Here is a 25,103-nt window from a genome sequence, read left to right on the forward strand (position 1 = left end):
CCAAGTCCATCCCGCCGAACCGAACATCGACCACGCGCTGGTCATCATGCTGGCCTCGCTCACCTTGCTGGCGCTCGGGATCTTCGGCCCCGCCATCGCGCCCGCGCCGAGCTGGGGCGCACCGGACACGAGGCCCGTGGCGATGCCGGGGCCGAAGATCCCGAGCGCCAGCAAGGTGAGCGAGGCCAGCATGATGACCAGCGCGTGGTCGATGTTCGGTTCGGCGGGATGGACTTGGAACTGCGAGAACAGGCCCGAACCGATACCGACGATCACGGCCAGCACCAGCACCTTGACGCCAGAGGAGACGACGTTGCCCAGCACCTTCTCGGCGAGAAAGCTGGTCTTGTTCCACAGCGCGAACGGCACCAGCACGAACCCTGCGAGCGTGGTCAGCTTGAACTCGATCAGCGTGATGAAAAGCTGGATCGCCAGCACGAAGAAGCACAGCACCACGACCAGCCACGCAAGGAACATCACCACGATGGGATCGAGGTTCACGAACACTTCGGGGAAGCCGGCCATCTCGCCGATTTGCTCCAGAATCGGCGCCCCAGCGTCGATGCCGGTCTTGGCGAGACGGCCCGGCTGCAAGAAGTTCTCCATCGTGATGGCCGAGCCGGTGGCGGTGATGCCCAGCCCGGCGAACGAGCGGAACACGATGCTGGCCAGCCAGTTGAAGTTGTTGAGGATGTAGGCGAAGGCACCGACGTAGAGCACCTTGCGCAGCAGCTTGGCGATCACGTCATCGCCCTGGCCGGTGGCGTGGCTCATGGCCCAATACAGCCCGGCGATCGTCATGTCGATGACGATCAGCGTGGCCGTGAGGAACGCCACTTCGCCGCGCAGCAGCCCGAAACCCGAGTCGATGTAGGTGGCGAAGGTGTTGAGGAACTGGTCGATGATGGTCACGTCATTCATGGCGTGTCCTCCGGGGCGGCGGGCAAGTCCGGCGTGATGCCATCGGCCGGTTCCTCGAAGCTGGGCGGGATCGGCGGCAGGTCGGCCAGCGTCCGGTATTCATCCGACCCGGCCTCGCCGGAAAAGAAGCGCCGTCGGAAGGCTTCGGCGGCGGCGCGGCAAGCATCCTCGCCCGTGGCCTGCCGGTCGGCCGCGCATTGCGCGCGCAACGCCTTGAGCCGCACGGGATCGGCGGTCAGGGCATCGGCAAGGTTGTCGGCCGGCTGCTCGCCGCAGGCGGCCAGCAGCACGGCACCAAGGACGAGGACGCATCGCATGGCGGCCTCCTATCAGTCGCGGTAGAAGTTGACGGACTGCGGCGTGTACGGCGTGCCTTCCCCAAGGAAGCGCCGCCGCACTTCGCGGGCGCGCTCGGTGGCCGCCGCCTGCCGCGCCAGTTCCAGCGAGGCGGCCCGGTCTTGCGTGATCTGGAGCCGCTGCGACTGGATCGACTGCTTGGCCTGCAAGGCGAGCAACTGGTTCATGGCCTGCATCGCCTGCAACGCGCCTTGCGCCGACTGGCTCTTGCCGACCAGATCGGCCAGCACGCTTTCGTCTTCGCCGAGGTTCTGCGACACCTGCGCCTGCATCTGCATGGTGGTCTGCAAGCCGTTGAGCGTGTTCTTCCACCGCTCCTGGGCGTCGCGGTACATCTGGTCGCCGCTGACGGTGGCGGCGTACTGCTCCGGGTACAGGCGCGCGAACTCCCGATCGAGGTTCGTCACGTCGTAGGCCAAGCCTCGGGCCTGGGCGATCAGCCGCTCGGTCGTTGCCAGGTTGGCGCGCAACTGGCCGACCACGCTGGATGGAAGGCTGGCGAGGTTGCGCGCCTGGTTCATCAGCATTTGCGCTTCGTTCTGGAGCTGGCGAATCTGGTTGTTGATCTGCTCCAGCGTGCGGATCGCGGTCATCGTGTTCTGCACGAGGTTGGTGGGGTCGATCACGACCCATTGCGCATGGGCAGTGGCGGTGCAAAGCATGGCCGCGATGGCAGCGGCGACAAGGCGCTTCTTCATGGCAGGTTCTCCAGAGGTTGGTCAGCGAAGGAACCCGGCGCGAGGCCGGGGAACGAGGGCAGCAGGTCAGCCGCCCAATCGAGGCCGCGATGGCGCAGCCACGCACCGGCGAAGCCGGGCGGGCCGGCGTCCGGCGGCATGCGGCCAAGAACCTCGTCAATGGCGCGCTGGTCTTGCGGCGTGGAAGCGCCCGCAAAGGCCAGCGTTGCCGGCCCCAGGTCGAGGTCGAACAGGCGGTTGCCTAGGCGGGATTGGTAGTAGTAGTCGCGCTTGGGCTGCGCGGTGGCGACGATCTCGATCTGGCGCGAGTTCAACCCGAAGCCCTCGTAGATCGTGCGAATCTGCGGCTCGGTCGCCTGCGGGTTCGGCAGGAAGATGCGGCTTGCGCAGCTTTCGATGATCGCGGGCGCGATGCTCGAATCCTTGATGTCCGCGAGCGACTGCGTGGCGAAGATCACCGACACGTTTTTCTTGCGCAGCGTCTTGAGCCACTGGCGGATGCGCGCGGCAAACACCGGGTCATCCAAGAACAGCCACGCTTCATCGAGGATCAGAAGCGTGGGCGCACCGTCAAAGCGTTCGTCGAAACGCGCAAAGAGGTAATGCAGCACGGCCATGACGGCGGCCTTGCTGTGCATCAGCTCCTCCATCTCGAAGCACTGCACGTCGGCGCTGCCGAGCCGGTCGTGGTCGGCATCCAGCAGCTTGCCGTGCGCGCCGCCCAGCACATAGGGCGCGAGCGCCTGGCGCAGCGCATTGCTCTGCAACAGCACGGACAGCCCGGTCATCGTGCGCTGCTCCACCGGCGCACCGGCAAGGCTTTGCAGCGCCGACCAGATGGCCGCCTTCTCGTCCGGGCCGACTGCCACGCCTTCGTGCAACAAGCGGCCTTCGATCCATTCGGCGGCCCAGGTGCGATAGCCTTCGCGGTCAATGCGGGCGAGCGGCTGGAAGGCGATTTCTCCATCCGTGCCCAGGTCGTAGTGCTCGCCGCCCAGCCCGAGGATCGTGGCGCGCATGGAACGCCCCATGTCGAAGGCGAAGATGCGCGAGCCGGGGTAGCGGCGGAACTGCATCGCCAGTGTGGCGAGCAAGACCGATTTGCCCATGCCGGTCGGGCCGGCGACCAGCGTGTGGCCCACGTCGCCGATGTGCGTCACCAGCCGGAACGGCGTCGCGCCATCGGTGCGGGTGACGATCAGCGGCGGGCCGTCGAGGTGGGCATTGCGCTCGGGGCCAGCCCACACGGCGGACACCGGCATCATGTGCGCCAGATTGAGGGTCGAGATGATCGGCTGCCGGACATTCGCATAGGCGTTGCCGGGGAGCGAGGAAAGCCACGCATCCACGGCATTGAGCGTTTCGGGGATGGTGACGAAGCCGCGCCCCTGAACGACGCGCTCCACCATGCGCAGCTTCTCGTCGGCTGCGCCGGCGTCCGCGTCCATGACGGTGACGGTCGCCGTCAGATAGCCGAAGGCGACTTGATCGCTGCCCAGCTCCTGCAAGGCCGCATCCGCATCGGCGGCCTTGTTGTTGGCGTCGGTATCGACCAGCGGGCTTTCCTGCTGGAAGATCGTTTCACGCAGCAGCGCGATGACGTTCTTGCGCTTGGCGAACCACTGGCGGCGCAAGCGCCCCAATTCCCGTTCCGCCTCGGATTTGTCGAGGCACAGAAAGCGCGTACTCCAGCGATACCCAAATCCCAGGCGGTTGAGGTCGTCCAGAATCCCCGGCCAGGTCGAGGTCGGGAATCCGCGCACCGACACCACGCGCAGGTGCCGGTCGCCCAGCATGGGGGCCAGGCCACCCACGAGCGGCGAGTCCGTCAGCAGCGCGTCGATGTGGAACGGCACTTCGGGTACGCCCACGCGGTAGCGCCGCGTCGAGATGGTCGAGTGCAGATAGGTCAGCGTCTGGCTGTCATCGAGCCAGGCGATTTCCGGCATGACGCCATCGAGCAGGTCAAAGACCCGATCCGTTTCCGCGACGAAGGCTTGCAGCCGCTCGCGCCAGTCCACGCCATTCGTCGGCGTGTTCTCATAGAGCATCTTGGCGGCGCGGGCGCGCGATTCCTCGGGCGGCAGGTACAACAGCGTCAGGTGATAGCCGCTCTCGAAGTGGTGGCCGGTATCCTCGAAGGCCGAGCGGCGTTCTTCGTCCACCAGCCAAGACAGCGGCTCGGGAAACTCCGAGTGCGGGTAGTCGGCAGCGGCGCGTCGCTCGGCCTCGATGAACAGCGCCCAGCCCGAACCCAGCCGGCGCAGCGCGTTGTTCAAGCGCGCCGACGTGGCGATCAGCTCGCCTTGCGTGGCGCTGTCGAGGTCAGGCCCGCGAAACCGGGCCGTGCGCTGGAAACTGCCGTCTTTGTTCAAGACGACACCCGGCGCGACCAGTCCGGCCCAGGGCAGCCAGTCGGCGAGCAGCGCGGGCCGCTGGCGGTATTCGGCGAGGTTCAGCATGGCGGCGTCTCCTCACACGTCCAGTAGCGGGCGGTGTTTGATGTGCCGGGCGAACACGGCCATGAATTGCGGATCGACGCGCGCACCCCATACCGCCAGCGAATGGCCGACGATCCAGAGCACCACGCCAGGAATCCACAGTTGCAGGCCCAGCCCGATAGCGGCGGCCAGCGTGCCGTTGGCAATCGCCACGGTGCGCGGTGCGCCGCCTAGCAAGATCGGCTCGGTGAGCGAGCGATGCAAAGGCACCTCGAACCCGGCCGCGAAGCTGTCCGGGCCGCTCATACGACAGCCCCGCCGGAGAAGCTGAAGAACGACAGGAAGAACGAGGACGCAGCGAAGGCGATGCTCAAGCCGAACACGATCTGGATCAGCTTGCGGAAGCCGCCCGACGTGTCGCCAAAGGCCAGCGCGAGGCCCGTGGCGATGATGATGATGACGGCCACGATGCGCGCCACCGGCCCCTGGATGGATTCGAGGATGGATTGCAGCGGGCCTTCCCACGGCATCGAGGAACCGGCGGCCTGCGCGGTTCCGGTCAGGAACAGCAGCAGCGCGGCCAGCATCAGCCCTTGCGCCGCAGGGCGGGCCAGGCTTTGCAGCCGTGCGAGGCCGGACAGGTTGAAATGAGGATTTACGGAAACACGGAAAGCATGGGCGTGCGTTGTCATGGAAGTTCTCCAGAAAGGTCGAGGGACGGGGAAGTCGCCGCAGCAGGCGCGGCATCGGGAAGTGGCGGCAACTCGGGAAACGGCGTCTCCAGCGCGTCCGCCAGTTGGTAGCCCACGCCGTCGAAGCCGACGACGCGGGCGATGCTCTCGATGCGGCGCTTGCGCCCGCGTCCGGCGATGTGGATCACCACGTTGACCGCCTCGGCGATCAGCGCACGCGGCGGGTTCACCGCCACTTCGAGAATCAGTTGCTCCATGCGCAGCAGTGCGCCCAGCGCGGAACCCGCGTGGATCGTGGCGATGCCGCCGGGGTGGCCCGTGCCCCACACCTTGATGAGATCCAGCGCCTCGGCGCCACGTACCTCGCCGACGACGACGCGATCAGGCCGCAGGCGCATGGACGAGCGCACCAGCTCGGTCATCGACACGACGCCTTGCCGCGTGCGCAGCGGCACGTGGTCGCGGGCTGCGCATTGCAGCTCCACCGTGTCTTCGAGCACCAGCACGCGGTCGCCGGTGGCGGCGATTTCGGCGAGCAAGGCATTGGCGAGCGTGGTCTTGCCGCTGCTGGTGGCCCCGGCGATCAGGACGTTCTGGCGCTCGCGCACAGCGCGCACCAGAAAGCCCGCCTGGGCGGCGGTCATCATGCCGTCCACGACGTACCGCTCCAGCGGAATCACGCCGATGGCGCGCTTGCGCAGCGCGAAGGCCGGCCCCGGCGCGGCGGGCGGCAAAATGCCCTCGAAGCGTTCGCCGGTTTCGGGCAGTTCGGCCGATAGCAGCGGCTGACCGCGATGCGCTTCCGCGCCGACGTGGGCGGCGACCAGGCGGATGATTCGCTCGCCATCGGCCTCGGGCATCTCCACGCCCATCGGCGCGCGACCCGACGACAGGCGATCCACCCAAAGGGTGCGATCCGGGTTGAGCATGATTTCCACCACGTCGGGGTCTTCGAGCGCGGTGGCGATCAGCGGCCCCATCGCCGTGCGCAGCATCTGGATGCGCCGGTCGAGCGAGGCCGCTGCGGACGAGCGTGGCTCGGGCGGGAGTTGCGGAACGGCACTCATGACGCACGCTCCCGCGCCTGCGCTGCCGCCGCCGCGTCTTCCATCCGCACCGGGTCGGGGTGCAGTTCCTCCACCACGTCGCGCACCAGGCTGCGCCCGCGCATCAGGTGGCGGCCAAGCTGTTCGGTGAACTGCTCGAAGCGCGCCTTGCCCAAGGCGCGGGCTGCCTCTTGGTGCGCCTCGGGAACCGACGTGCTGACGGTCAGGTAGTAGCGGATGAACAGCGCCAGCGTTTCGATGGCGATGTTCTGGTCGCGCTCCATGCGCTCGGCCTGGCGCGACAGCCGATCCAGCCGCTTGGCGATGGCCGCCTCGCGCTGGTCGGCCGCGTCCGGCGACAGCCAGGATGCCAAAGCGGCAGCGACGATGCTGGACTTGGACACGCCTTTCTTGGCGGCCAGTTCATCGAGCCGCTGGGCGTGCTCGGGCTGGATAAAGAGGTTCAGGCGGTAATGGCTCATAGCTCGATTCCGTCGTTGGGGTCGAGGGAAGCCAGCCGGGCCGTGCGCTGCATGGCCGGATCAAGCTGGCGAGGAAGGGGAAGCGGCAGGTCGTCGTCGTCATCGAGCAGGCCGAGGTCGGCCGTGGGCGCGGCCTGCTCGGGGTCGTAGGCGACGGCTTCAGAAAGCTCGGGCTGACGGCGCGGGCCGCCGTCGTCGGCCGAAGCGCCCAAGCCGTCGACGGCATCAGCCGCAGGCGCAGCGGGCGCGGCAGGGATTGCCAGCCCGCTCCAGTCGTCCGGGCGCATCGGCGGCGCATCTGCGTACTGGCCGCCTGCCGGCGCAGGCGGCGGCAGCACACGCCGCTTGAAATTGGCGTCGGCGTAGTAGCGCAGCTTCTTGGCCTTGATCGGCGCCACGCTGGACACCATCACCACGGCCTCGTCGGTCGGAAGCTGTATGACTTCGCCCGGCGTCAGCAGCGGGCGGGCCGTCTCCTGGCGCGACACCATGAGGTGCCCCAGCCACGGCGCGAGCCGGTGGCCCGCGTAGTTGCGCTGTGCGCGCAGCTCGGTCGCGGTGCCTAGCGTCTCGGAGATGCGTTTGGCCGTGCGCTCGTCGTTCGTGGCGAACGTCACGCGCACATGGCAGTTGTCGAGAATCGAGTGGTTCTGCCCATACGCCTTGTCGATCTGGTTGAGCGACTGCGCGATGAGGAAGCTGCGGATGCCATAGCCCGCCATGAAGGCCAAGGCCGTCTCGAAGAAGTCGAGCCGGCCCAAGGCCGGAAACTCATCGAGCATCAGCAGCAGCTTGTGGCGGCGCTCGATGCCGTCGCTGCCGTCCAGCGATTCGGTAAGCCGCCGTCCGATTTGGTTGAGGATCAACCGGATCAAGGGCTTCGTGCGGCTAATGTCCGAAGGCGGCACCACCAGGTACAGCGACACCGGATGCGCGGCTGAAATGAGGTCGGCGATGCGCCAGTCGCAGCGCGACGTGACTTCGGCCACCGTGGGATCACGGTAGAGGCCCAAGAACGACATGGCCGTGCTCAACACGCCGGAACGCTCGTTGTCCGACTTGTTGAGCACTTCGCGCGCCGCCGAAGCGACGACCGGATGCGGGCCATCGCCGAGGTGCGGCGTGGTCATCATCCGGTGCAAGGTCAGCTCGAACGGGCTGGCCGGGTCGCTGAGGAAATTGGCGACACCGCGCAGTGTCTTGTCCTCGCCCGCATAGAGCACATGCAGGATGGCGCCGACCAGCAGCGCGTGCGAGGTCTTTTCCCAATGGTTCCGCTTCTCCAGCGCGCCTTCAGGATCGACCAGAATGTCTGCGATGTTCTGCACGTCGCGCACTTCATGCGCGCCGCGTCGCACCTCCAGCAGAGGGTTGTAGGCTGCCGACTTCGCATCGGTCGGGTTGAACAGAAGGCAGTGGTTGAAACGGCTGCGCCAGCCTGCGGTGATCTGCCAGTTCTCGCCTTTGATGTCGTGGATGACGGCAGACGCGGGCCACGACAGCAGCGTCGGCACCACAAGGCCGACGCCCTTACCCGAGCGCGTGGGCGCGAAGGTCAGGACATGCTCTGGCCCTTCATGACGCAGGTACTGGCGGTCGTGCTTGCCGAGAAACACACCGGCCGGCTGCGTGAGGCCCGCCTTGCGAATGTCCTCTGCGTTGGCCCAGCGGGCCGAGCCATAGGTCGTGACCAGGCGCGATTGACGCGAGCGCCAGATCGACATGCCGATGGCAACCACCACAGCCAGCAAGCCGCTGGCGCCCGCGATGGCGCCGCCTGTGTCGAAGATGCGGGGCGCGTAGGCATCGAAGAAGAACCACCACTCGAACAGCTTCCACGGGTAGTAGATCGGCGTGCCAAAAACATCGAACCAGGGCGAACCAAGGCGTAGTTGATAGCCAAGGGCTGCTGCTGTCCATTGTGTGGCACACCACACTCCGGCGATCACGATGCCGAATACCACGGCGATCTGACCGAACAGCACGTTCGTTCCTTGCATGACCTCGCCTCCGATTTCTCCTGCGCTGATTCCTCATGGAAAAAGCGGCACAAGGACGTGCCGCAGGCGTCAGGATCGGTGCCGGGTCAGTGCCGGTCAAAGACCGTTTGGGGCAGAAATGTCGAGAAAACAGAAAGAATTAGTGTGATGGCGCGACAAAGAAAAACGCCGCAAGCGCGGGCGCATTGCGGCGTGTCGAACAAAAAAATGAAGGTGATGCGGCGAGCTGCCGACAGTCAGAACTTGGACGGTTCCTTCGGCGGTGTGTAGGGGGTTTCGCCGTCGCCATAGAACCGCTTGCGCGTGGCTTCGGCGACCCTGTTGCACAACACATCACCCAGCTTGGCACGGTCGGTTTTGCATTGCTGCCGCAGTTCCTTGAGCCGTTCGGGGTTGGCCGCCAGTTCTTCCACCGTAGGGATATTTGCCTCCGGGCCGGCGGCCTTCTGTGGCGCTTCGGATTGGCCGCAGGCGGTCAAGACGGCGACCAGCAGAAACGGGATAGCTTTCTTCATGGCGTTGGCTCCTCCGATACATCAGGATAACGGCTCCGCACGGGCCGAGGCGACTCTAGTGATTCGATGGTCTGTACGCGCTCAATAAAGCGCACCAGCACATCAGAAGGATTACCTTCGAGGCGCAGAAGATAGGTCGTTAGCGGTGGCACATGCGATGCCAGCGGCCGTGCGACCACACCCGATTCACGACTGGCAGCGATATGTGCGGCACCGGCAAGCCCGAGCGCGAAGCCTGCCGATACCAGCGCCATCATCAGGTCACACGTAGCAACTCGTTCCGCGATCAATGGCTCCATGTCCGCTCGTCGCAGAATGCGCTCAACATGCTTTGCATGACCTTCGCAAACTTGCGGGTCGCACAGAACCAAGGGATAGCGCAGCAGTTCGTTCAGTGGAATACGCTTGTGAGCCAGTAGCGGATGCCGAGCCGGCACCGCTACCATGAGTGCATCGCTCCAAACAGGCGTAGTGACGATGCCATCGCCCACTTCGTCGGACTGCGCAAAGCCAAGGTCGTACATATCATCATGGAGGCCCTTTATCTGCTGCGATAGCGGCACCTCGAAGAAGCGAATTTCGACCTCGGGTTCTTCCTGTCGGCAAAGAGCGAGCAAAGCAGGAAGGCGTGACGGTGTAATGCCATCAGACAAAGCAACGCGCAACTGCCCATGAAAACCGTTTGCCGCTGCCTTTACGCTGTCGCGTGCTTGTTCCAAGGCGGAGAACACTCGGCGCACATGCTCCAAAAATAGCTTGCCAGCATGAGTCAGCCGCGTGCTGCGTGTTGTGCGTGCGAACAGGGTAACGCCAAGTTCTTCTTCAAGCTCCTTGATGGCCCGGGAAACGGGGGATTGTTCAATATGCAGGCGTTCGGCGGCGCGAGCGAAGTGCAGCTCCTCTGCTACAGCAAGGAAGTATCGAAGATGCCTTATCTCCATAACGCCTCCGGCCCCATCACACAAATCCAGTTTCTACACGGCACATCCCTATGGTTGTGGCGGTTATAGATACACCGGGTAGCGGCGGCACAGGTCCACTACCTGTTCGCGAACCCGATCACGAATCTTCGTCGGTGCATCCCCACCGGCTTCCAGCGCATCCAGCACGTCACACAACCAACCTGCCAGTAGCTCGCACTCGGCCACGCCAAAGCCGCGTGTGGTGACGGCCGGCGTGCCGATACGCAGCCCCGACGTCACGAATGGCGAGCGCGGATCATTGGGCACCGAGTTCTTGTTTGCCGTGATGTAGGCATCGGCCAGTGCGGCATCCGCCTCCTTGCCTGTGTACGGCTTGGCGGACAGGTCGATCAGCATCAAGTGGTTGTCGGTGCCGCCGGAGACGATTCGGTGACCACGCTGCTGGATGACCGCAGCCATCGCGCGCGCATTGGTCACGACCTGCTTCTGGTAGCTCTTGAACTCGGGCGTCAAGGCTTCCTTGAAGGCCACCGCCTTGGCGGCGATCACGTGCATCAGCGGGCCGCCTTGGATGCCAGGGAACACGGCAGAATTGAGCTTCTTGTAGAAGTCCTCGTCCTGCCCCTTGGACAGGATGATGCCGCCGCGCGGGCCACGCAGGGTCTTGTGGGTGGTGCTGGTCACGACATGGGCATGGGGCAGCGGGTTCGGATATTCGCCAGCGGCCACCAGGCCGGCGACGTGGGCCATGTCGACCCAGAAGATCGCGCCCACCTTGTCGGCGATGGCACGCATGCGCGCCCAGTCCTTGTGGCGCGAATACGCGGAAAACCCGCCAATCAGCATCTTGGGCCGGGTTTCCAGCGCGATGCGCTCCATCTCCTCGTAGTCGATCAGGCCGGTCTCGGGGTCAAGCCCATAGGGCACGATCTTGTAGTGTCGGCCCGAGAAGTTCGATGGATTGCCATGGGTCAGGTGGCCGCCCTGCGCCAGGTTCATGCCCATCACCGTGTCGCCGGGATTGGTCAGGGCCAAGTACACGGCGGCGTTGGCTTGGGCGCCGGCATGGGGCTGGACGTTGGCGTAGTCGCAATCGAACAGCGCCTTGACCCGTTCGATCGCCAGGCGCTCGGCCACGTCCACATGCTCGCAGCCACTGTAGTAGCGCTTGCCGGGATAGCCTTCTGCATACTTGTTGGTGAATACCGAGTTCTGGATCGCCATCACCAGCGGGCTGGCGTAGTTCTCCGAAGCGATCAACTCCACATGGTCTTCCTGGCGGCGTTCTTCGTGCTGAACGGCCTGAGCCAGCTCGGGGTCGAAATCGGTGAGGGTCAGCGAAGTGTCGTACATGAAATTCGTCCTAGGTGTTGGAATGCTTGGGGTTTGGGATTGGGTCTTGTTCCGGCACGTCTTTGTCCAGTTCCCGGCGCACATCGCGGATCAGGTCGCTGGCCGCAGCCAGCGCTTGGGCCGCCGGTTTGCCGGCCAGGCTCTCGATCAGCCAGGAGCCGATCACCACGGCGTCGGCGACCTGGGCAACCTCCCGGGCGGTGCTGGCATCGCGGATACCGAACCCGACCCCGACAGGGATGCGCACAAGACGGCGGATGCGGGTCAGCGTGTTGCGCACGCTTGCCATGTCGAGTGTGGTGGCGCCGGTAACGCCCTTGATGGACACGCAATAGACGTAGCCACCGGCCCGCTTGGCGACCTGGCGGATACGCTGCTCGGTGGAGGTCTGCGCAAGCAGGAAGATCAGATCGAGGCCGTGCTGACGTAACTGCGCCGCGAGGTCCGCAGATACTTCGGGCGGGTAATCGACCACCAGCACGCCATCCACTCCGGCTTTGGCTGCGTCCGTGGCGAACGTGCCCGGCTGGCGCAGCAGGTCATAGCGTTCGATGGGGTTGGCATAGCCCATCAGCACCACCGGGGTCTCGGTGTCCGATTCGCGGAAGCGCCGCACCTGGTCGAGCACCTGCGGCAGCCCGATGCCCTGGCGCAGAGCGTGCTCACTGGCCGCCTGGATCGTGGGACCGTCTGCCGATGGATCAGAGAACGGCACGCCCAGTTCGATGACGTCGGCACCGGCCTCGACCAGCACGTGCATCAGCGCCGGGGTGATGTCCACGCCGGGGTAGCCCGCAGTGACATAGGGGATCAACGCCTTGCGCCCCTCTCGCCGCAGATGCCGGAAGGTGGGATCGAGCCGGGTCATGGCTTTCCTCCAGGCGCGTTGGCCTGCGCCATGACCGTCTCCATGTCCTTGTCGCCCCGGCCGGACAGGTTGACCAGCAGGGCCTGCTCCTTGGGCAAGGTGGCCGCCAGCTTGATGGCATGGGCTACGGCGTGACTGGCTTCGAGCGCGGGAATGATGCCTTCCGTGCGGCTCAGTTGATGGAAGGCGTGCAGCGCCTCGTCGTCAGTCGCACCGACGTACTCGGCGCGGCCAATCTCCTTGAGCCAGGCGTGTTCCGGTCCGACGCCGGGGTAGTCCAGCCCGGCGCTGATGCTGTGGGTTTCCTGCACTTGTCCGTTGTCGTCCTGGAGGATGAGCGAGCGGCTACCGTGCAGGACACCGGGACTGCCGCACTGAAGCGATGCAGCATGCCGGCCCGTGTCCAGTCCCAGGCCCGCCGTCTCGACACCGATCAGGCGCACGCTCTCGTGTTCGATGTACGGATGGAAGATGCCGATGGCGTTGCTGCCGCCGCCCACGCAAGCAATCACTGCATCGGGGTGCTCCTTCGCCATGCCCAGGCGCTGGAACAGTGCCAGCATCTGGGTCAGGCACTCCTTGCCGATCACGGTCTGGAAGTCGCGCACCATCGTCGGATACGGGTGCATGCCCGCGACCGATCCGATCAGGTAGAAGGTGTCATCGACGTTGCCGACCCAATCTCGGATCGCGTCGTTCATCGCGTCCTTGAGCGTGCGGCTGCCGGAGGCGACAGGAATCACGGTTGCGCCGAGCAGCGCCATGCGCTGGACATTGGGGCGCTGCCGCTCGATGTCCTCGCTGCCCATGTAGATCACGCATTCCAGGCCGTAGCGCGCGCAGATCGTCGCGGTGGCCACGCCATGCTGGCCCGCGCCGGTCTCGGCGATGATGCGCCGCTTGCCCATGCGCCGCGCCAGCATGGCCTGCCCGATCACGTTGTTGATCTTGTGGGCGCCGGTATGGTTGAGGTCTTCGCGCTTGAGGAAGATGCGGGCACCGCCCGTTTCCTCGCTGAGACGCCGGGCGTAGTAGATCGGCGAGGGGCGGCCGACATAATCGGCCAGTTCTTCCTCGTATTCGGCGATGAACGCCGGATCGTCGCGGTGGCGCTGCCAAGCGGCCACCAGCTCCTCGACTGCTTGCGCCAGGGTCTCGCTGATGAAGCTCCCGCCGAAGCGGCCGAAGAAGCCTTCCGCGTCGGGTTGCTTGTAGGTCGGGGGTGCGGTCACGACGTCAGTTCCTGCTGCGTGGTAATGGGCGTCGGCGCTGCCCCATCCAGGGCACTCACCGACAGGAGCCGGGATACGCGGACCACGATGTCGTCGATCTGGGTTTCGTCGCAAATCAGCGGCGGCAGGAGCCGGATGGTGGTGTCGCGGGTCACGGTGATGAGAAGGCGTTGCTCGGCCAGTGCGCGGCCGACTAGCTCTTTGCAGGGCTGATTCATCTCGATACCGATCATCAGCCCTTGGCCTCGGATCGCAGTGACGTTCGGGTGGCCACTCAATGCCCTGCGCAATCCCGTGAGCAGGCGCGTGCCGAGCACACCGGCGCGCTCGGGCAGCTTGTCGCGGGTCATGAGGTCGAGCACGGTGCAGCCCACCCGGCAGGCCAGCGGGTTGCCGCCGAAGGTCGAGCCGTGCTGCCCTGGAGAAAACAGATCGGCTGCCGCGCCGCGCGCCAGGCAGGCACCGATGGGAAAGCCGTTGCCCAGCGCCTTCGCCACCGTCATCACGTCTGGCGTGATGCCCGCATGCTGGTGACCGAACCAGGCACCCGTGCGGCCCATCCCCGCCTGAATTTCATCAAGCATCAACAGCCAGTCCTGCTGATCGCACAGCGCGCGCAGATCACGCAGGTAGTCGGCGCTGGCAACGCGGATACCGCCTTCGCCCTGCACCGGCTCGATGAGCACCGCCACGATGCCGGGCGCATTGGCCGCCATTTGGCGTACCGCTTCGATGTCGTCGTAAGGCACGCGCAGAAAGCCGGGCAACAGCGGCTCGAAGCCCTGCTGTTTCGCGGGGTTGCCAGTGGCGGACAGCGTTGCGATGGTACGGCCATGAAAGCCGTTCTCCATCACCAAAATCTTCGGCTCGGCAACCTGCTTGCGATGGCCGTGTAGCCTTGCCAGCTTAAGCGCCGCTTCGTTGGCCTCGGCGCCTGAGTTGCAGAAGAAAGCCCTCTGCATGCCCGTCAGCGCACACAGACGCTCTCCCAACCGCTCCTGCCAATCGATGCGAAAGACATTGGACGTATGCAGCAGCATCCCGGCCTGTTCCGCGATGACGGCGGCTATCTCCGGGTGCGCATGCCCCAGGCTCGCCACTGCGACACCGGCAATGGCGTCCAGGTACTCCACGCCTTGTTCGTCCCAAAGTCGCACGCCGCTGCCACGCACGAAGGACACAGGCTGGCGGGCATAGGCCCGCATCAAGTGGGAAGCGATAGGTTGCATGTGGGAGTCCTCAAGGATGATTCAGTGTGGAGGTCATTGGGTGAGAAGGTCATTTCGCGGATGCGAATCCTTCCGTCGTTGTCATGGCTACCGCCCATTGGAGGAAGTAGCAGTTCGGCGCATTGCGCCCGTTCGGTGTGGTGAACAGCCTGCACGACCCGGTGGCATGCCTTGCTGGCGGCAGCCTCCAGACAGTCACCCTTGAGCCAGTGCGCGGTCAGGGTTGCGCAGAACAGATCGCCGGTGCCTTTAGGCGCAGCGTCGATGCGCGGGTGCGTGAGGAGATAGGCATGCGCGCGGGTCACCAAGGCGACCTGCATCTCTCCTGCCGCCCAGGTCTCGGGGGCGGCGCTGGTCACCGCAACCCATTGGGTACGACCGGTCAGTAAGGTCCGAGCAGCGGCCACCACGCCTTCCAGATCGTTGGTCACCATTCCCGTCAGGTGTGCCAGCTCGAACCCGTTGGGGGTCAGTCCATCGGCCAGCGGCAGCAGGTCTTTGCGGTAGGAATCTGCCAGTTGGGGATCGACATAGATGCCGTGGTCGTGGTCCCCGATCACCGGGTCGATGACGATGCGCAGGCCAGCTTGTTGTGGCAGCAGCGCCTGCATCCAGTTCGCCAGGGCCTGTGCCGGATTGCCCAGGTAGCCCACCAGGATTGCGCGCAGGGCGTGCAGGGCGCCGCGTGCCGACAGATCCTGCAAGTAGCCGTCGAACCACTCTATGGGCAATGCCCCACCGTGCATCGTCGGGTAGTGCGGGATATTGCTCAATACCACGGTGGGCACCGCCGCCACTGACAGTCCCAGCGCCTCCAGTGTCGGAATGGCCGCGTTGTTTCCCACCCGGCCATAGACCACCTGTGACTGTACAGAGACGACATTCACAGGAAGGGGACGAATTAGTGCGGGTTGAGCTTTGGTTATGCTGGCCTTATTCATGGCGAGATTCCTTCGGTAGCGTTGATCGACGGCCTACAGAGGCAGCCGATACCGAACGAAATCGTCGGCTTGCACGAATTCGTCGTAGAGGTGGCGTGCCGGGTTGTCGCGCCGCGTCATCCAATACAACGTGGACCAGTTGCGCGCCTTGCCGCAATCAACCAGGTCCTGGATCAACATCCGGCCAAGGCCCCGGCCCCGGTAGGCGGGATCGACGAATAAGTCCTCCAGGTAGCAGACGGCACCCGACACCCATGTGCCTTCATGAAGGACGCTGACGCTGAATCCGGCGAGCCGGCCTTCAACCTCCAAGAGACGCCCAAGCACTGGCGCAGCGGGGTTCAGAATCCGCTGCCAGGTTAGGGAAGTGATTTCCGGGGAGACGCTGGTTTCATAGAAGGCGTTGTAGCCCGCCCAAAGCCGTCGCCAGGCGAGTTCGTCGTCGGGCCGCACGTCGCGAACTAAGGAGGAGGCTGTCTCGACACTCATAAGAGCGTTTCCTTTGAATGGTTGTCGTTAGGCCAGTAGTAGTCGTCTGGCGTGTGGCGGGCGCCGAAAATCGCCTGCCCGACGCGCACGACCGTGGCGCCTTCCTCGATGGCGATCTCGAAGTCCCCGGACATGCCCATCGACAGTTCATCCAGTCCGATGCTGGCGGATGCGCTCTGTCGCAGTCGATCGCGCAGGTTGCGCAGCAGGATGAAGCACTGGCGTACCCGCTCGGCTTCGCTGGAGAACAACGCCAGTGTCATCAGCCCGCGCACACGCAGGGCCGAGAACGCAGGCAGCGCCTGGAGAAAGGCGGGTACGTCCTCCGGACTCAAGCCGTACTTGCTGGCTTCGCCAGAGGTGTTGACCTGCACGAACACATCCAGCGAGCGCCCTTCGATCTGCAAGCGGCGGTCGAGCGCCTCGGCAACCCGCAGGCTGTCCAGCGCCTGGAACTCGCTGGCGAAGCGCGCCACCAGCTTGGCCTTGTTGGTTTGCAGGTGGCCGATGACCGACCATTGCAGGTCGGTCAGGTCCTGCATTGCCTCCCACTTCTGATGGGCTTCCTGCACCTTGTTCTCGCCCAGCGTCCGGCAACCTGCCGCGTAGGCCAGGCGCAGGCTGGTTTCTGGCTTGGTCTTGCTGACTGGCAGCAGGCGTACGGTTGCCAGCTCGCGGCCGGCGCGGTGGCAGGCCAGGTCGATACGCGCCTGCACCGCAGCCAGGTTGTGGCGGAAGTCCTCGACCGTGGTGGCCTCGGGATAGCGGCCGTGCTGGTCGTGCCGGGTTTGGGTGTCGGAAGGCTCGATCATCAGTTTGCCCTCTCGCTGGCGGGCTTCGGGGTGACGGCAGGCTTGGGCGCCGGTTGGGGCAATCGCCCGTTGAGCACGGCGTAGGCCACCAGACCGATCACCAGTCCCCAGAAGGCGCCACCAATGCCAAGCATGTTGATGTTGGCAGCAGCGGCCAGGAAGGTGATGAGCGATGCTTCGCGGGCCTTGGGATCGACCAGCGCACTGGCGAGGCTCCCGCCGATCGTGCCCAGCAGCGCCAGGCCGGCCAGCGTGGTGATGAAGGTCGCCGGGAAGGCCATGAACACGGCGGCGAGCGTGACCCCGAACACCCCGACCAGCACGTAGAAGATGCCTGCGGCGATGCCGGCGATCCAGCGCTTGGACGGGTCTTCGTGAGCTTCTCTCCCCGTAGCGATGGCGGCCGTGATGGCGGCGATGTTGAAGGCGTGTGAGCCGAACGGCGCCATCAGCAGCGATCCCAGCCCTGTGACCGTCACGATGGGGTTGGCGCTGGTCTTGAAGCCGTCGTTGCGCAGCACCAGCATGCCGGGCATGTACTGCCCGGTCAGGGTGATCAGGAACAGCGGCAGGGCTACGCTCAGCAGGGCATTGAGCGAGAACGCGGGCATGGTGAAGACCGGCGTAGCCAGCTCCAGCCTCAACCCGGACAGATCGACGCGCTCCTGGACCAGCAAGAAGGCCAGCCCCAGCACCAGGATGCCCACCACCGCATAGCGCGCGCTGAAACGCTTGAACACCAGGTAGGCCACGATCAGCAACCCTGCGAGCAGTGGATCGACGGTCATGCCGCCAAAGGCGCCGATGCCGAACTGGAGCAGGATGCCGGCCAGCAGCCCGGCGGCCACGCCCGGCGGGATCATGCGGATGACACGCTCGAACCAGCCGGACAACCCGAGCACCACGAACGCGGCGGCCGAAATCAGGTAGGCACCGACAGCTTCCGCGTAGGGTGTGGTCGCCAGCGCCGTGACGAGGAAGGCCGCCGCTGGCGTTGACCAAGCGGTGATGATCGGCTCGCGGGAGATCCAGCTCAGGAAGATCCCCGTCACACCCACGCCAATCGAAATCGACCACACCCACGAAGCTGTCAGCTCCGGGCTCAGGCCGGCCACCTTGGCGGCCTGGAACACCAGGATGAATGTGCCGCCGTAGTTGACGATGACCGAGATCAGGCCAGCTACGACAGGATGGGTGAGGTCGTTCCAACGAACGGGCGAGCGTGAGGGGGCGGATGACATGGCTGACGATGGCTTCTCAAATAGGTGGTTGGGCAGGTTTACGAGATTGATTTATAGCCCTAAAATGGATGGATGTTCCCCGCCACTTTTACCGAGAGATACCGGCCAATTGTTCAAACATGCCCAGCTTGAATCCGTCAAGGCATGGATCAGCGACCCGGCGCATGGGGCCTTGCCTCTGCATGCGCGCATCCAGCGGGGTATCCGCCAACTGATCCTCGACGGTGCGCTAGACGTGGGCAGGCCATTGCCTGCGTCACGTGCCTTGGCCAAGTCGTTGGAGGTCTCCCGCGATACGGTCGAGTCGGCTTACACCCAGTTGCATGCCGAGGGCTTCATCGAGCGACGTGTGGGCAGTGGCAGCTTCGTGTCGGAGCGGACACAGCGTTTGCCTGGGCGAAGCAAGCCTCGGCCCGTGGGGGAGCGCAAGTCCGTCGCAAGACTTAGCCAGCGTGGGAGCGCGATGTTCAGAAACGGCGGTGTTCGAGACTTCCTCGTTCCCCGCCCGTTCGCCCCCGGTGTGCCAGAAACGCGCAGCTTTCCACTCCCAACCTGGGAGCGGCTGGAGCGACAGGTGTTGAAGGAGTACGGCACCTTGGCGCTGTTACATAGCCCACCGCAGGGCATGGAGCCGTTGCGGCGTGCCATCGCCGACTACGTCAATCTCGAACGCGGTGCGCGAGCAACGCCGGAGCGCGTGTTGGTGCTGACCAGTTCGCAGCAGGCCCTGACCCTGTGCGCCACCGTGCTGCTCGATGCCGGTGACCGGATATTCATTGAAGACCCCGTGTACCACGGCGCACGCAAGGCATTCGATGCCGCAGGGCTGCAATGCGTGCCTGTACCGCTTGATGCCGACGGCTTGCGAGTGGAATACCTGACCCAGGCGGCGACCGCTCCGGGTGACCAGCCCAAAGCGGTGTTTCTGACGCCATCACACCAGTTTCCAACAGGGGCGACACTGGCGTTGGACAGACGACTGGCCGCCATTGAGTGGGCGAGGCAACACCAGAGCTGGATCATCGAGGACGACTACGACAGCGAGTTCCACTACGCGGGCAAGCCTACGGCTTGCGTCCAAGGACTCGACCCGCATGAGCGGACGATCTATATCGGCACTTTCACGAAATCGCTCTTTCCGGGCCTCCGTATCGGCTACATGGTGCTGCCGTCATCACTTGTAGCTCCTATGACCGTGGCTCGTACCCTGTTAGACGGCCACAGCGCACCGATTCCACAACTCACTCTGGCGCGCTTCATCGAGGGCGGCCACTACGGGGCTCATGTCCGCACGATGCGGGCCGTGTATGCCGAACGGCGCGACGTGCTGGTCCGGCTGGTCCGCGAGCACCTGGCCGAGTTTGTGGAGCCGCGGATACCTGCGGGGGGCATGCAGATGCCTTGCGTGTTCATCCGGGACATTCCCGAGCACGAGGCCGTGGAGTCAGCACGTCGCGCAGGTATTGACCTGTTGGGCTTGACGGCCCTGCATGCGTCAAGCCGCCACAAAGCCGGATTCCTCATGGGATTTGCCGCCCATGCGCCGCACGAGCTGGAGGTCTCCATCAAGAAATTGGCGAACGTGCTGCGTGCGCTTTCCAACTGAATCCATGAAACATTCAGCGAGACCCAAAGAATGAAATCCTCGTATAGAGGGCTGCTGGCCCAAGTATCCATAGCCCATCTGGTGAGTCACCTCCATATCATGACGGTGCCCGCCTTGTTGCCCTTGCTGCCTGATCATATGCAGGTGAGCTTTGTCGAACTGGGTATCGCGATAGGCGTGTTCGGCATCGTGACCGGGCTTGTCCAGGCGCCGTTCGGGTTTCTGGTGGATCGAGTCGGTGCCAGGAAAATGCTGATGGCGGCACTTTTGTTAGGGTCGGCCAGCTTCGGCTTGCTTGCGGTGTTCCCCAACTATCCATGCCTGCTCGCGGTCATGGTTTTGGCTGGCGTGGCGAATGGTGTTTACCACCCCGCCGATTACTCCCTGCTATCACACGGCATTCCGTCTGAGGTCATGGGCCGTGCATTCTCCATTCATACTTTCGCTGGATTTTTCGGAGCGGCCCTTGCGCCTGTAATCATGGTAAGCGTGGCCCTCGCCGCGTCACCGCGCTGGTCCTTTGCCGCATCGGCCCTGGCAGGAGGATTGGCATGGTGTGCGATGCTCATCAGTTCGCCGCTACCGGCCAGGCAACCTGCTACCAGCACGGGAAAAGCTAGCCCGACTGAACATCGTCCGCTCACCACACCAGTCATGGCCCTGGTAGTGCTGACGCTGCTCTTTACCCTGCTCAGTCTGAGCACCGGGGCCATTGAAAAGTTTTCAGTGTCGGCGCTGGTTCAAGGCTTTGACGTGACGCTGCCGACGGCGAACGTGGCACTGACTGCCTTTCTGTTTGCCAGTGCTTTCGGGGTTCTGGCAGGTGGCGTGCTTGCAGACCGAACCGATAAACACGGGTATGTAGCGGCAGTGGCCTTCGGCTTGGCCGCACTGATGGTCGTGCTGGTAATCAAGACACCACTGCCGCCGGTTCTGCTAGCCGTTGCGTCGGGTATAACAGGTTTCCTGACCGGCGTAGTAGCTCCCTCGCGTGACATGCTGGTCCGGGCTGCTTCCCCAGTAGGTGCCGAGGGCCGAACTTTCGGCATCGTTTCTACCGGTTTCAATGTGGGAGGCATTATCGGTCCGCTCCTGTTTGGATTTCTACTGGACCGTGGACTGCCCGGCGGCGTTCTGTGGGCGGCAGTTGGCTTCATGGTGGCTACCACGGTTGTTGTCCTGCTTCAGGAAAAGCACCAGCGTTTGACGCATATGCCCGCTCATCAGCACGGCTAGATGGCAGCTTGGCTAGTTACCAGATAGCGAGATTTCTAACGTCACTTTGAAATACCGTTTGGAGCATTCCATGTTTACTGGCCTTAGTGCATTTCCCTTGTCCCCATTGCGTGATGGTCGTGTCGATGAAGCCGCATTCGCGCAACTGACCGAACGACTCGCCACGGCAGGCGTTGATTCCATCTGTGCTCTGGGTTCGACCGGGAACTATGCATACCTCGATAGTGCAGAGCGCAAGCGGGTTGCTCGACTCGCCGTGCAGCATGCGGGCAGCGCGCCTGTGATCATCGGCATTAGCGCACTACGTACGCGGGATGTGCTTGAGTTGGCGGAGGATGCTCAAAAGGCGGGCGCGAAGGCGGTTCTTCTGGCACCGATGTCCTATCAGAAACTATCGGTCCAGGAGGTTTTTGGCCTCTATGAAACGGTGACCCATGCCTTGTCCATACCGCTGGCGGTGTATGACAACCCCGGCACCACGCACTTCGAGTTCAGCGATGAACTGCATGGTCGTATCGCCGAACTTCCGAATATTGGTTCGATCAAAATTCCAGCGGTGCCTGCGGACCCTGATGCTGCCACGGCGCGGGTTGAGCGCCTGCGTGTACTGATCCCGTCCCATGTCAGCATCGGAATCAGTGGCGATGCTGCTGCTGCAACCGGCCTGCTCGCGGGTTGTAACGTCTGGTACTCGGTGGTCGGTGGACTGTTTCCCGAGGTCGCATTGGCGATCACCCGCGCCGCGCTGTCGGGCGATACCTCGCAGGCGAATCAGTTGTCGCAGCGACTGGAGCCACTTTGGGCGCTGTTCCGCCAGCATGGCAGCCTGCGCGTGGTGGCGGCCGCAGCGGAACTGCTCGGGCATGCGGCCTCCCCTTGTCTTCCGACTCCCTTGCTGGCCCTGCAAGGAACTGATCGAGAGCGGCTCGCCGTGCTTCTCGGCGAGTTGGAACTTGCTTGACGGAGATTTCATGACCGACCGCAGTGTTTCTCAAAAGCGTGCGCTCTTTCGCGAATTGCACCAATCGGGCTGCTTTGTTCTGCCCAATCCGTGGGACGCTGGCAGTGCCCACATGCTGGCAGGACTTGGCTTTAAGGCACTGGCGACGACTAGCTCCGGTTGCGCATGGTCGCACGCGCATGCGGATGGGCAACTTTCTCGTGATGCTACCTTGGCGCATATGCGCTTCATGGTCGAGGCCACCGATTTGCCCGTCAACGCCGATTTCGAGAGTGGGTTTGCAGATACTACGGACGGGGTGGCCGAGAGTGTGCGTATGGCGGTGGAAACTGGCGTGGCGGGTATTTCCATCGAAGATTCGACGGGTGATCAGCAGGCTCCCCTGCGAACCATAGCGGAGTCGGCTCAACGGATACGTGCAGCACGTACTGCGATCGATGCTGCTGGTGGCGATACCTTGTTGGTCGGGCGTGCGGAGAATTTTATCGCGGGCCGGCCTGACCTCGATGACACCATCCTGCGCCTGAGAGCCTATGCGGACGCCGGAGCGGATTGCTTGTATGCCCCAGGCATCAAGACACGCGAGCAGATCAGCGCGGTGGTTTCAGCAGTTGCGCCCAAGCCCGTCAACGTGCTGATCGGCTGGGCGAGCGACCTGACAGTTCAGGACCTCGCTGACCTCGGTGTGAGGCGTATCAGTGTGGGTGGAGCATTGGCCCGCGCGGCCTGGGGTGGCTTCATGCAAGCGGCACGCGCAATCGCCGAGCAAGGCCGTTTCGACGGGTTTGCTGACGCATACCCTGCCGCAGAACTCAATACGCTATTCAACAAGTCGAGAAGCATATATCGCTGAATCTAGCGGCAGGCTAATTGGCTTAAACGTATGGTCGGCCCAGTGACAAACCGATCTTAGGATATTGCTTCGCAAAGTATGCTGTATGGGTCTTCTCAGGGAGTCAAATGGCTGGTCCTTTCTGACGCCCGATTTCCCACGACACCCCGCCACCGCGCACCGTCGCGGCGAGCTTCTGGCCCAGCCGCTGCTCGATCACGGGTTTCCACGGTACCAGCGAGAAACCCATGCCGTCGTCCAGCATCGCGTAGCGCCCGCTGGCAAGCATGACGCTGCGCCGGTAGATGCCGGCCACGCGCTGCCCATCGGCCACGGGCCGGTGCTCCAGGCCCGTTTCGGCGGCTATGTCCTTCGTGGCCTGCGCCAGTTCCCGGTTGCGCAGCGTGCCCAGCAGGTTGCGCGCCAGGATCACGCGCTGCCCGCGCCGCTCGGCCAGCCCCTGTTCGGCCAGGAAGTCGGCACGTTGCTGCATCGCCTGCTTGGCCTCGCTACCAAAGCCCAGGTCGCCCAGGCCCGAGCCGCCGCCGATCAACTGCTGGTCGAGCCAGGTGGCCCCGATCACGCGGGCCTGTCGCTCGATGGGCAAGTGCGATTTCAGCTCCACAGCCACGCCGCCCAGGCGCTGCGCGTCATGGCGGCGGCCCTGCTCGGGCAGATCGCCAGGCACCTTCCATAGCCCTTCGGCCACGCGCTCCACGATGCCCGCCCGGCGCAGGGCTTCCAGCCTGCGGACGTGGGCCGCCACAACCTCCTGCGGGTCGCGGCCGGGCATGGCCTGGCCCTGCGCGATGGCGAGGTGATGGTCGGTGCGGTACAGGCCATCGCTCGCCAGCGCGGCGATGTTCCTGTCGGCCGCGCGCACGTCGGCCGATCCCTTCACCTCCACCACGGCCCCGGTCGGATAGTTCGCCAGCTCGTCGCGGGCGTTGAGCGCGACGTAGTGCGCCTTGCCGTCCACGCCGTCGATGACCAGATAGCCCCGGTCGCGCAGCTCGTCGGCCAGACCTTTCGCGGCCACGCGGCCGAGGATGGTGCGGCCATCATCCCCCGGCTCGAACACCGCCAGCTCGCGCGGCTCGCCGCGCATGGCCCGTTGTATGGTGCGGATGATGTCGCCGCGCTCGCCCAGCGCGCGAAGGGTCTTTTCCGCGTCGGCATGCACGGCCCAGGTGCCCGGCTGCATCTCGTCCGCCAAGCCCAGGCGCTGCAAGCGTTGTAGGCGGCCGATCAGCAGCAGGCGCTGGCGTTGCAATCGCGGCTCGTTGAGCCGTTCGACATGCACCAGGCCATCGTCGCCAACCTCGCGCTTCAAGGTGCGATCCAGGCTTGTCCACCGCTCTTGCTCCACCTCGCGCTGCAAGGTCTGCTGGATCTCCTGCTCGGTGCGCGGCCCCAGCCATTCGGTCGCCAGCTCGGCGGCCCGGTGGCGGAAGCCGTCGGCGATGTAGTCGCCCGCGATGATGAGGTCTTTGCCGGTGTCGTCGCGCCCGCGCACGACGATGTGCGTGTGCGGGTTGTCGGTGTTCCAGTGGTTCACGGCCACCCAATCGAGGCCCGTCCCAAGGTCGGCCTCCATGCGGCCCATGAGGTGCCGCGTGTAGGTGCGCAGGCCTTCCAGCTCCGCGCCGTCCTCGGGCGAGAGAATGAAGCGGAAATGGTGCCGGTCGTCGGCGCAGCGTTCCTTGAAGGCGTCGAGGTCGGCGGCGTCGGTCTGCGGCCCGTAGGCTTGGCCCGGCTCGCCGTCGCGCCCCACGCCATCGCGCTCGATATAGCGAAGGTGCTTGGCGAGTGACTGCGGGCTGGCCCGGTGGTGATTCACCAGCAGCGTCTTGATGGTCACGCGCCGCGACAAGGGCGTCAGTTTCGCCCCGGCGAAGCGCGCTGCCGTGTGGCCGCGCCCGAGGCGCGAGCCGGGGCGCTGGCCGGTGCCTCGCGCCGATGCCGGACGGCGCACCGTGGACTTGCCGCTGCTGGCCTTGCCCGCCTGCTTGAGCACCTTGGAAACGAAGCTCTGCCCCCGGCCCTTGCCCCGGTTCTTCGGCGCGCTGGGGCGCACGCGGAAATCGTCGTCGCGGCGGTCGCTCATGGCTGCGCTCCCTGCAAGCTCTGGCGTGTCCTGTCGTGCGAAGCACGCGGACATGCCTGCATTGGCGCGAGCCTCGCGCCATACGCGGCACGGCGGCGAAGCCGCGCCGTGCCGCGCCACC

Annotated in this window: 24 protein-coding genes; 4 read left to right on the top strand and 20 right to left on the bottom strand. The window is 64.7% G+C overall.

All coding sequences use genetic code 11. The features are described from left to right. From trbL to ACW4YW_RS14440, 19 genes are all read right to left on the bottom strand, one after another. On the bottom strand, positions 1 to 921 hold a 921-nt coding region (gene trbL, locus ACW4YW_RS14350), incomplete at its 3' end, for a P-type conjugative transfer protein TrbL (protein WP_457138176.1). Then, positions 918 to 1,238, bottom strand: coding sequence for a hypothetical protein (locus tag ACW4YW_RS14355; protein WP_457138177.1), 321 nt, complete (start codon positions 1,236 to 1,238; stop codon positions 918 to 920). The genes ACW4YW_RS14355 and trbL, both read right to left, overlap by 4 nt. A gap of 12 nt (positions 1,239 to 1,250) precedes the next feature. Further along, positions 1,251 to 1,976 (bottom strand): P-type conjugative transfer protein TrbJ, encoded by a 726-nt coding sequence (trbJ, locus tag ACW4YW_RS14360; protein ID WP_033476331.1) that lies wholly within the window; start codon positions 1,974 to 1,976, stop codon positions 1,251 to 1,253. Further along, the gene (trbE, locus tag ACW4YW_RS14365) at positions 1,973 to 4,438 is read right to left on the bottom strand and encodes a conjugal transfer protein TrbE (protein ID WP_457138178.1); all 2,466 of its coding nucleotides are present in this window, start codon (positions 4,436 to 4,438) and stop codon (positions 1,973 to 1,975) included. Before trbE ends, trbJ begins: the two co-directional genes overlap by 4 nt. 12 nt (positions 4,439 to 4,450) lie before the next feature. Further along, positions 4,451 to 4,687 (bottom strand): VirB3 family type IV secretion system protein, encoded by a 237-nt coding sequence (locus ACW4YW_RS14370; protein WP_457138179.1) that lies wholly within the window; start codon positions 4,685 to 4,687, stop codon positions 4,451 to 4,453. A gap of 32 nt (positions 4,688 to 4,719) precedes the next feature. Next, positions 4,720 to 5,109 (bottom strand): TrbC/VirB2 family protein, encoded by a 390-nt coding sequence (locus ACW4YW_RS14375; RefSeq protein WP_457138180.1) that lies wholly within the window; start codon positions 5,107 to 5,109, stop codon positions 4,720 to 4,722. Continuing rightward, positions 5,106 to 6,176, bottom strand: coding sequence for a P-type conjugative transfer ATPase TrbB (gene trbB, locus ACW4YW_RS14380; RefSeq protein ID WP_457138181.1), 1,071 nt, complete (start codon positions 6,174 to 6,176; stop codon positions 5,106 to 5,108). Before trbB ends, ACW4YW_RS14375 begins: the two co-directional genes overlap by 4 nt. Continuing rightward, a complete protein-coding gene (locus ACW4YW_RS14385) occupies positions 6,173 to 6,637 on the bottom strand; it encodes a CopG family transcriptional regulator (protein WP_457138182.1) in 465 nt (154 codons plus the stop codon). Before ACW4YW_RS14385 ends, trbB begins: the two co-directional genes overlap by 4 nt. Next, positions 6,634 to 8,637 (bottom strand): conjugal transfer protein TraG, encoded by a 2,004-nt coding sequence (locus ACW4YW_RS14390; protein WP_457138183.1) that lies wholly within the window; start codon positions 8,635 to 8,637, stop codon positions 6,634 to 6,636. The genes ACW4YW_RS14385 and ACW4YW_RS14390 overlap by 4 nt, the downstream gene beginning before the upstream one ends. A gap of 236 nt (positions 8,638 to 8,873) precedes the next feature. Next, on the bottom strand, positions 8,874 to 9,152 hold the full coding sequence (locus ACW4YW_RS14395; RefSeq protein WP_457138184.1) for an EexN family lipoprotein: 279 nt from the start codon (positions 9,150 to 9,152) through the stop codon (positions 8,874 to 8,876). Then, the gene (locus ACW4YW_RS14400; RefSeq protein ID WP_457138185.1) at positions 9,149 to 10,093 is read right to left on the bottom strand and encodes a LysR family transcriptional regulator; all 945 of its coding nucleotides are present in this window, start codon (positions 10,091 to 10,093) and stop codon (positions 9,149 to 9,151) included. The genes ACW4YW_RS14395 and ACW4YW_RS14400 overlap by 4 nt, the downstream gene beginning before the upstream one ends. A gap of 63 nt (positions 10,094 to 10,156) precedes the next feature. Next, positions 10,157 to 11,428: a serine hydroxymethyltransferase gene (gene glyA / locus ACW4YW_RS14405; RefSeq protein ID WP_457138372.1), complete on the bottom strand. Its 1,272-nt coding sequence runs from the start codon at positions 11,426 to 11,428 to the stop codon at positions 10,157 to 10,159. Between the two features lie 10 nt (positions 11,429 to 11,438). Continuing rightward, positions 11,439 to 12,296, bottom strand: a complete 858-nt coding sequence (gene trpA, locus ACW4YW_RS14410) for a tryptophan synthase subunit alpha (RefSeq protein ID WP_457138186.1) — start codon at positions 12,294 to 12,296, stop codon at positions 11,439 to 11,441. Next, complete coding sequence (gene trpB, locus ACW4YW_RS14415) at positions 12,293 to 13,528, bottom strand: tryptophan synthase subunit beta (RefSeq protein ID WP_457138187.1); 1,236 nt, start codon at positions 13,526 to 13,528, stop codon at positions 12,293 to 12,295. The genes trpA and trpB overlap by 4 nt, the downstream gene beginning before the upstream one ends. Further along, on the bottom strand, positions 13,525 to 14,757 hold the full coding sequence (locus tag ACW4YW_RS14420; protein WP_457138188.1) for an acetylornithine/succinylornithine family transaminase: 1,233 nt from the start codon (positions 14,755 to 14,757) through the stop codon (positions 13,525 to 13,527). Before ACW4YW_RS14420 ends, trpB begins: the two co-directional genes overlap by 4 nt. Beyond that, positions 14,733 to 15,698 carry a pyridoxine/pyridoxal/pyridoxamine kinase gene (gene pdxK, locus ACW4YW_RS14425; protein WP_457138189.1) on the bottom strand — a complete coding sequence of 322 codons (966 nt, stop codon included), beginning with the start codon at positions 15,696 to 15,698 and terminating at the stop codon, positions 14,733 to 14,735. Before pdxK ends, ACW4YW_RS14420 begins: the two co-directional genes overlap by 25 nt. Before the next feature lie 33 nt (positions 15,699 to 15,731). Further along, positions 15,732 to 16,187: an N-acetyltransferase family protein gene (locus tag ACW4YW_RS14430; RefSeq protein ID WP_457138190.1), complete on the bottom strand. Its 456-nt coding sequence runs from the start codon at positions 16,185 to 16,187 to the stop codon at positions 15,732 to 15,734. Then, on the bottom strand, positions 16,184 to 16,999 hold the full coding sequence (locus ACW4YW_RS14435; protein ID WP_457138191.1) for a YggS family pyridoxal phosphate-dependent enzyme: 816 nt from the start codon (positions 16,997 to 16,999) through the stop codon (positions 16,184 to 16,186). Before ACW4YW_RS14435 ends, ACW4YW_RS14430 begins: the two co-directional genes overlap by 4 nt. Further along, positions 16,999 to 18,240, bottom strand: a complete 1,242-nt coding sequence (locus ACW4YW_RS14440; protein ID WP_457138192.1) for a benzoate/H(+) symporter BenE family transporter — start codon at positions 18,238 to 18,240, stop codon at positions 16,999 to 17,001. Before ACW4YW_RS14440 ends, ACW4YW_RS14435 begins: the two co-directional genes overlap by 1 nt. On the opposite strand from ACW4YW_RS14440, the gene pdxR reads away from it, so the two are divergent. The 4 genes from pdxR (at position 18,239) to ACW4YW_RS14460 (ending at position 22,896) form a co-directional block, all read left to right on the top strand. After that, entirely contained in the window at positions 18,239 to 19,846 is a 1,608-nt protein-coding gene (gene pdxR, locus ACW4YW_RS14445; protein WP_457138193.1) for a MocR-like pyridoxine biosynthesis transcription factor PdxR, read from the top strand. The two genes, ACW4YW_RS14440 and pdxR, sit on opposite strands and share 2 nt — an antisense overlap. A gap of 30 nt (positions 19,847 to 19,876) precedes the next feature. Beyond that, positions 19,877 to 21,082, top strand: a complete 1,206-nt coding sequence (locus ACW4YW_RS14450; RefSeq protein WP_457138194.1) for an MFS transporter — start codon at positions 19,877 to 19,879, stop codon at positions 21,080 to 21,082. A 70-nt stretch (positions 21,083 to 21,152) separates the two neighbouring features. Further along, positions 21,153 to 22,043 (top strand): dihydrodipicolinate synthase family protein, encoded by an 891-nt coding sequence (locus tag ACW4YW_RS14455; protein ID WP_457138195.1) that lies wholly within the window; start codon positions 21,153 to 21,155, stop codon positions 22,041 to 22,043. A gap of 10 nt (positions 22,044 to 22,053) precedes the next feature. Next, positions 22,054 to 22,896 (top strand): isocitrate lyase/PEP mutase family protein, encoded by an 843-nt coding sequence (locus tag ACW4YW_RS14460; protein ID WP_457138196.1) that lies wholly within the window; start codon positions 22,054 to 22,056, stop codon positions 22,894 to 22,896. A gap of 103 nt (positions 22,897 to 22,999) precedes the next feature. Here the strand turns inward: ACW4YW_RS14460 and ACW4YW_RS14465 are convergent, their stop codons facing one another. Beyond that, positions 23,000 to 24,982, bottom strand: a complete 1,983-nt coding sequence (locus tag ACW4YW_RS14465; RefSeq protein ID WP_457138197.1) for a relaxase/mobilization nuclease domain-containing protein — start codon at positions 24,980 to 24,982, stop codon at positions 23,000 to 23,002. Between the last annotated feature and the right edge of the window lie 121 nt (positions 24,983 to 25,103).

Source organism: Methylobacillus pratensis, assembly GCF_054072455.1.

Bases quoted from the DNA above. Each gene is read 5' to 3' on its own strand.
- ACW4YW_RS14355 (WP_457138177.1), bottom strand. From the start codon at position 1,238: ATGCGATGCGTCCTCGTCCTTGGTGCCGTGCTGCTGGCCGCCTGCGGC.
- trbJ (WP_033476331.1), bottom strand. From the start codon at position 1,976: ATGAAGAAGCGCCTTGTCGCCGCTGCCATCGCGGCCATGCTTTGCACC.
- trbE (WP_457138178.1), bottom strand. From the start codon at position 4,438: ATGCTGAACCTCGCCGAATACCGCCAGCGGCCCGCGCTGCTCGCCGAC.
- ACW4YW_RS14375 (WP_457138180.1), bottom strand. From the start codon at position 5,109: ATGACAACGCACGCCCATGCTTTCCGTGTTTCCGTAAATCCTCATTTC.
- trbB (WP_457138181.1), bottom strand. From the start codon at position 6,176: ATGAGTGCCGTTCCGCAACTCCCGCCCGAGCCACGCTCGTCCGCAGCG.
- ACW4YW_RS14385 (WP_457138182.1), bottom strand. From the start codon at position 6,637: ATGAGCCATTACCGCCTGAACCTCTTTATCCAGCCCGAGCACGCCCAG.
- ACW4YW_RS14390 (WP_457138183.1), bottom strand. From the start codon at position 8,637: ATGCAAGGAACGAACGTGCTGTTCGGTCAGATCGCCGTGGTATTCGGC.
- ACW4YW_RS14395 (WP_457138184.1), bottom strand. From the start codon at position 9,152: ATGAAGAAAGCTATCCCGTTTCTGCTGGTCGCCGTCTTGACCGCCTGC.
- ACW4YW_RS14400 (WP_457138185.1), bottom strand. From the start codon at position 10,093: ATGGAGATAAGGCATCTTCGATACTTCCTTGCTGTAGCAGAGGAGCTG.
- glyA (WP_457138372.1), bottom strand. From the start codon at position 11,428: ATGTACGACACTTCGCTGACCCTCACCGATTTCGACCCCGAGCTGGCT.
- trpA (WP_457138186.1), bottom strand. From the start codon at position 12,296: ATGACCCGGCTCGATCCCACCTTCCGGCATCTGCGGCGAGAGGGGCGC.
- ACW4YW_RS14420 (WP_457138188.1), bottom strand. From the start codon at position 14,757: ATGCAACCTATCGCTTCCCACTTGATGCGGGCCTATGCCCGCCAGCCT.
- pdxK (WP_457138189.1), bottom strand. From the start codon at position 15,698: ATGAATAAGGCCAGCATAACCAAAGCTCAACCCGCACTAATTCGTCCC.
- ACW4YW_RS14430 (WP_457138190.1), bottom strand. From the start codon at position 16,187: ATGAGTGTCGAGACAGCCTCCTCCTTAGTTCGCGACGTGCGGCCCGAC.
- ACW4YW_RS14435 (WP_457138191.1), bottom strand. From the start codon at position 16,999: ATGATCGAGCCTTCCGACACCCAAACCCGGCACGACCAGCACGGCCGC.
- pdxR (WP_457138193.1), top strand. From the start codon at position 18,239: ATGGCTGACGATGGCTTCTCAAATAGGTGGTTGGGCAGGTTTACGAGA.
- ACW4YW_RS14440 (WP_457138192.1), bottom strand. From the start codon at position 18,240: ATGTCATCCGCCCCCTCACGCTCGCCCGTTCGTTGGAACGACCTCACC.
- ACW4YW_RS14450 (WP_457138194.1), top strand. From the start codon at position 19,877: ATGAAATCCTCGTATAGAGGGCTGCTGGCCCAAGTATCCATAGCCCAT.
- ACW4YW_RS14455 (WP_457138195.1), top strand. From the start codon at position 21,153: ATGTTTACTGGCCTTAGTGCATTTCCCTTGTCCCCATTGCGTGATGGT.
- ACW4YW_RS14460 (WP_457138196.1), top strand. From the start codon at position 22,054: ATGACCGACCGCAGTGTTTCTCAAAAGCGTGCGCTCTTTCGCGAATTG.
- ACW4YW_RS14465 (WP_457138197.1), bottom strand. From the start codon at position 24,982: ATGAGCGACCGCCGCGACGACGATTTCCGCGTGCGCCCCAGCGCGCCG.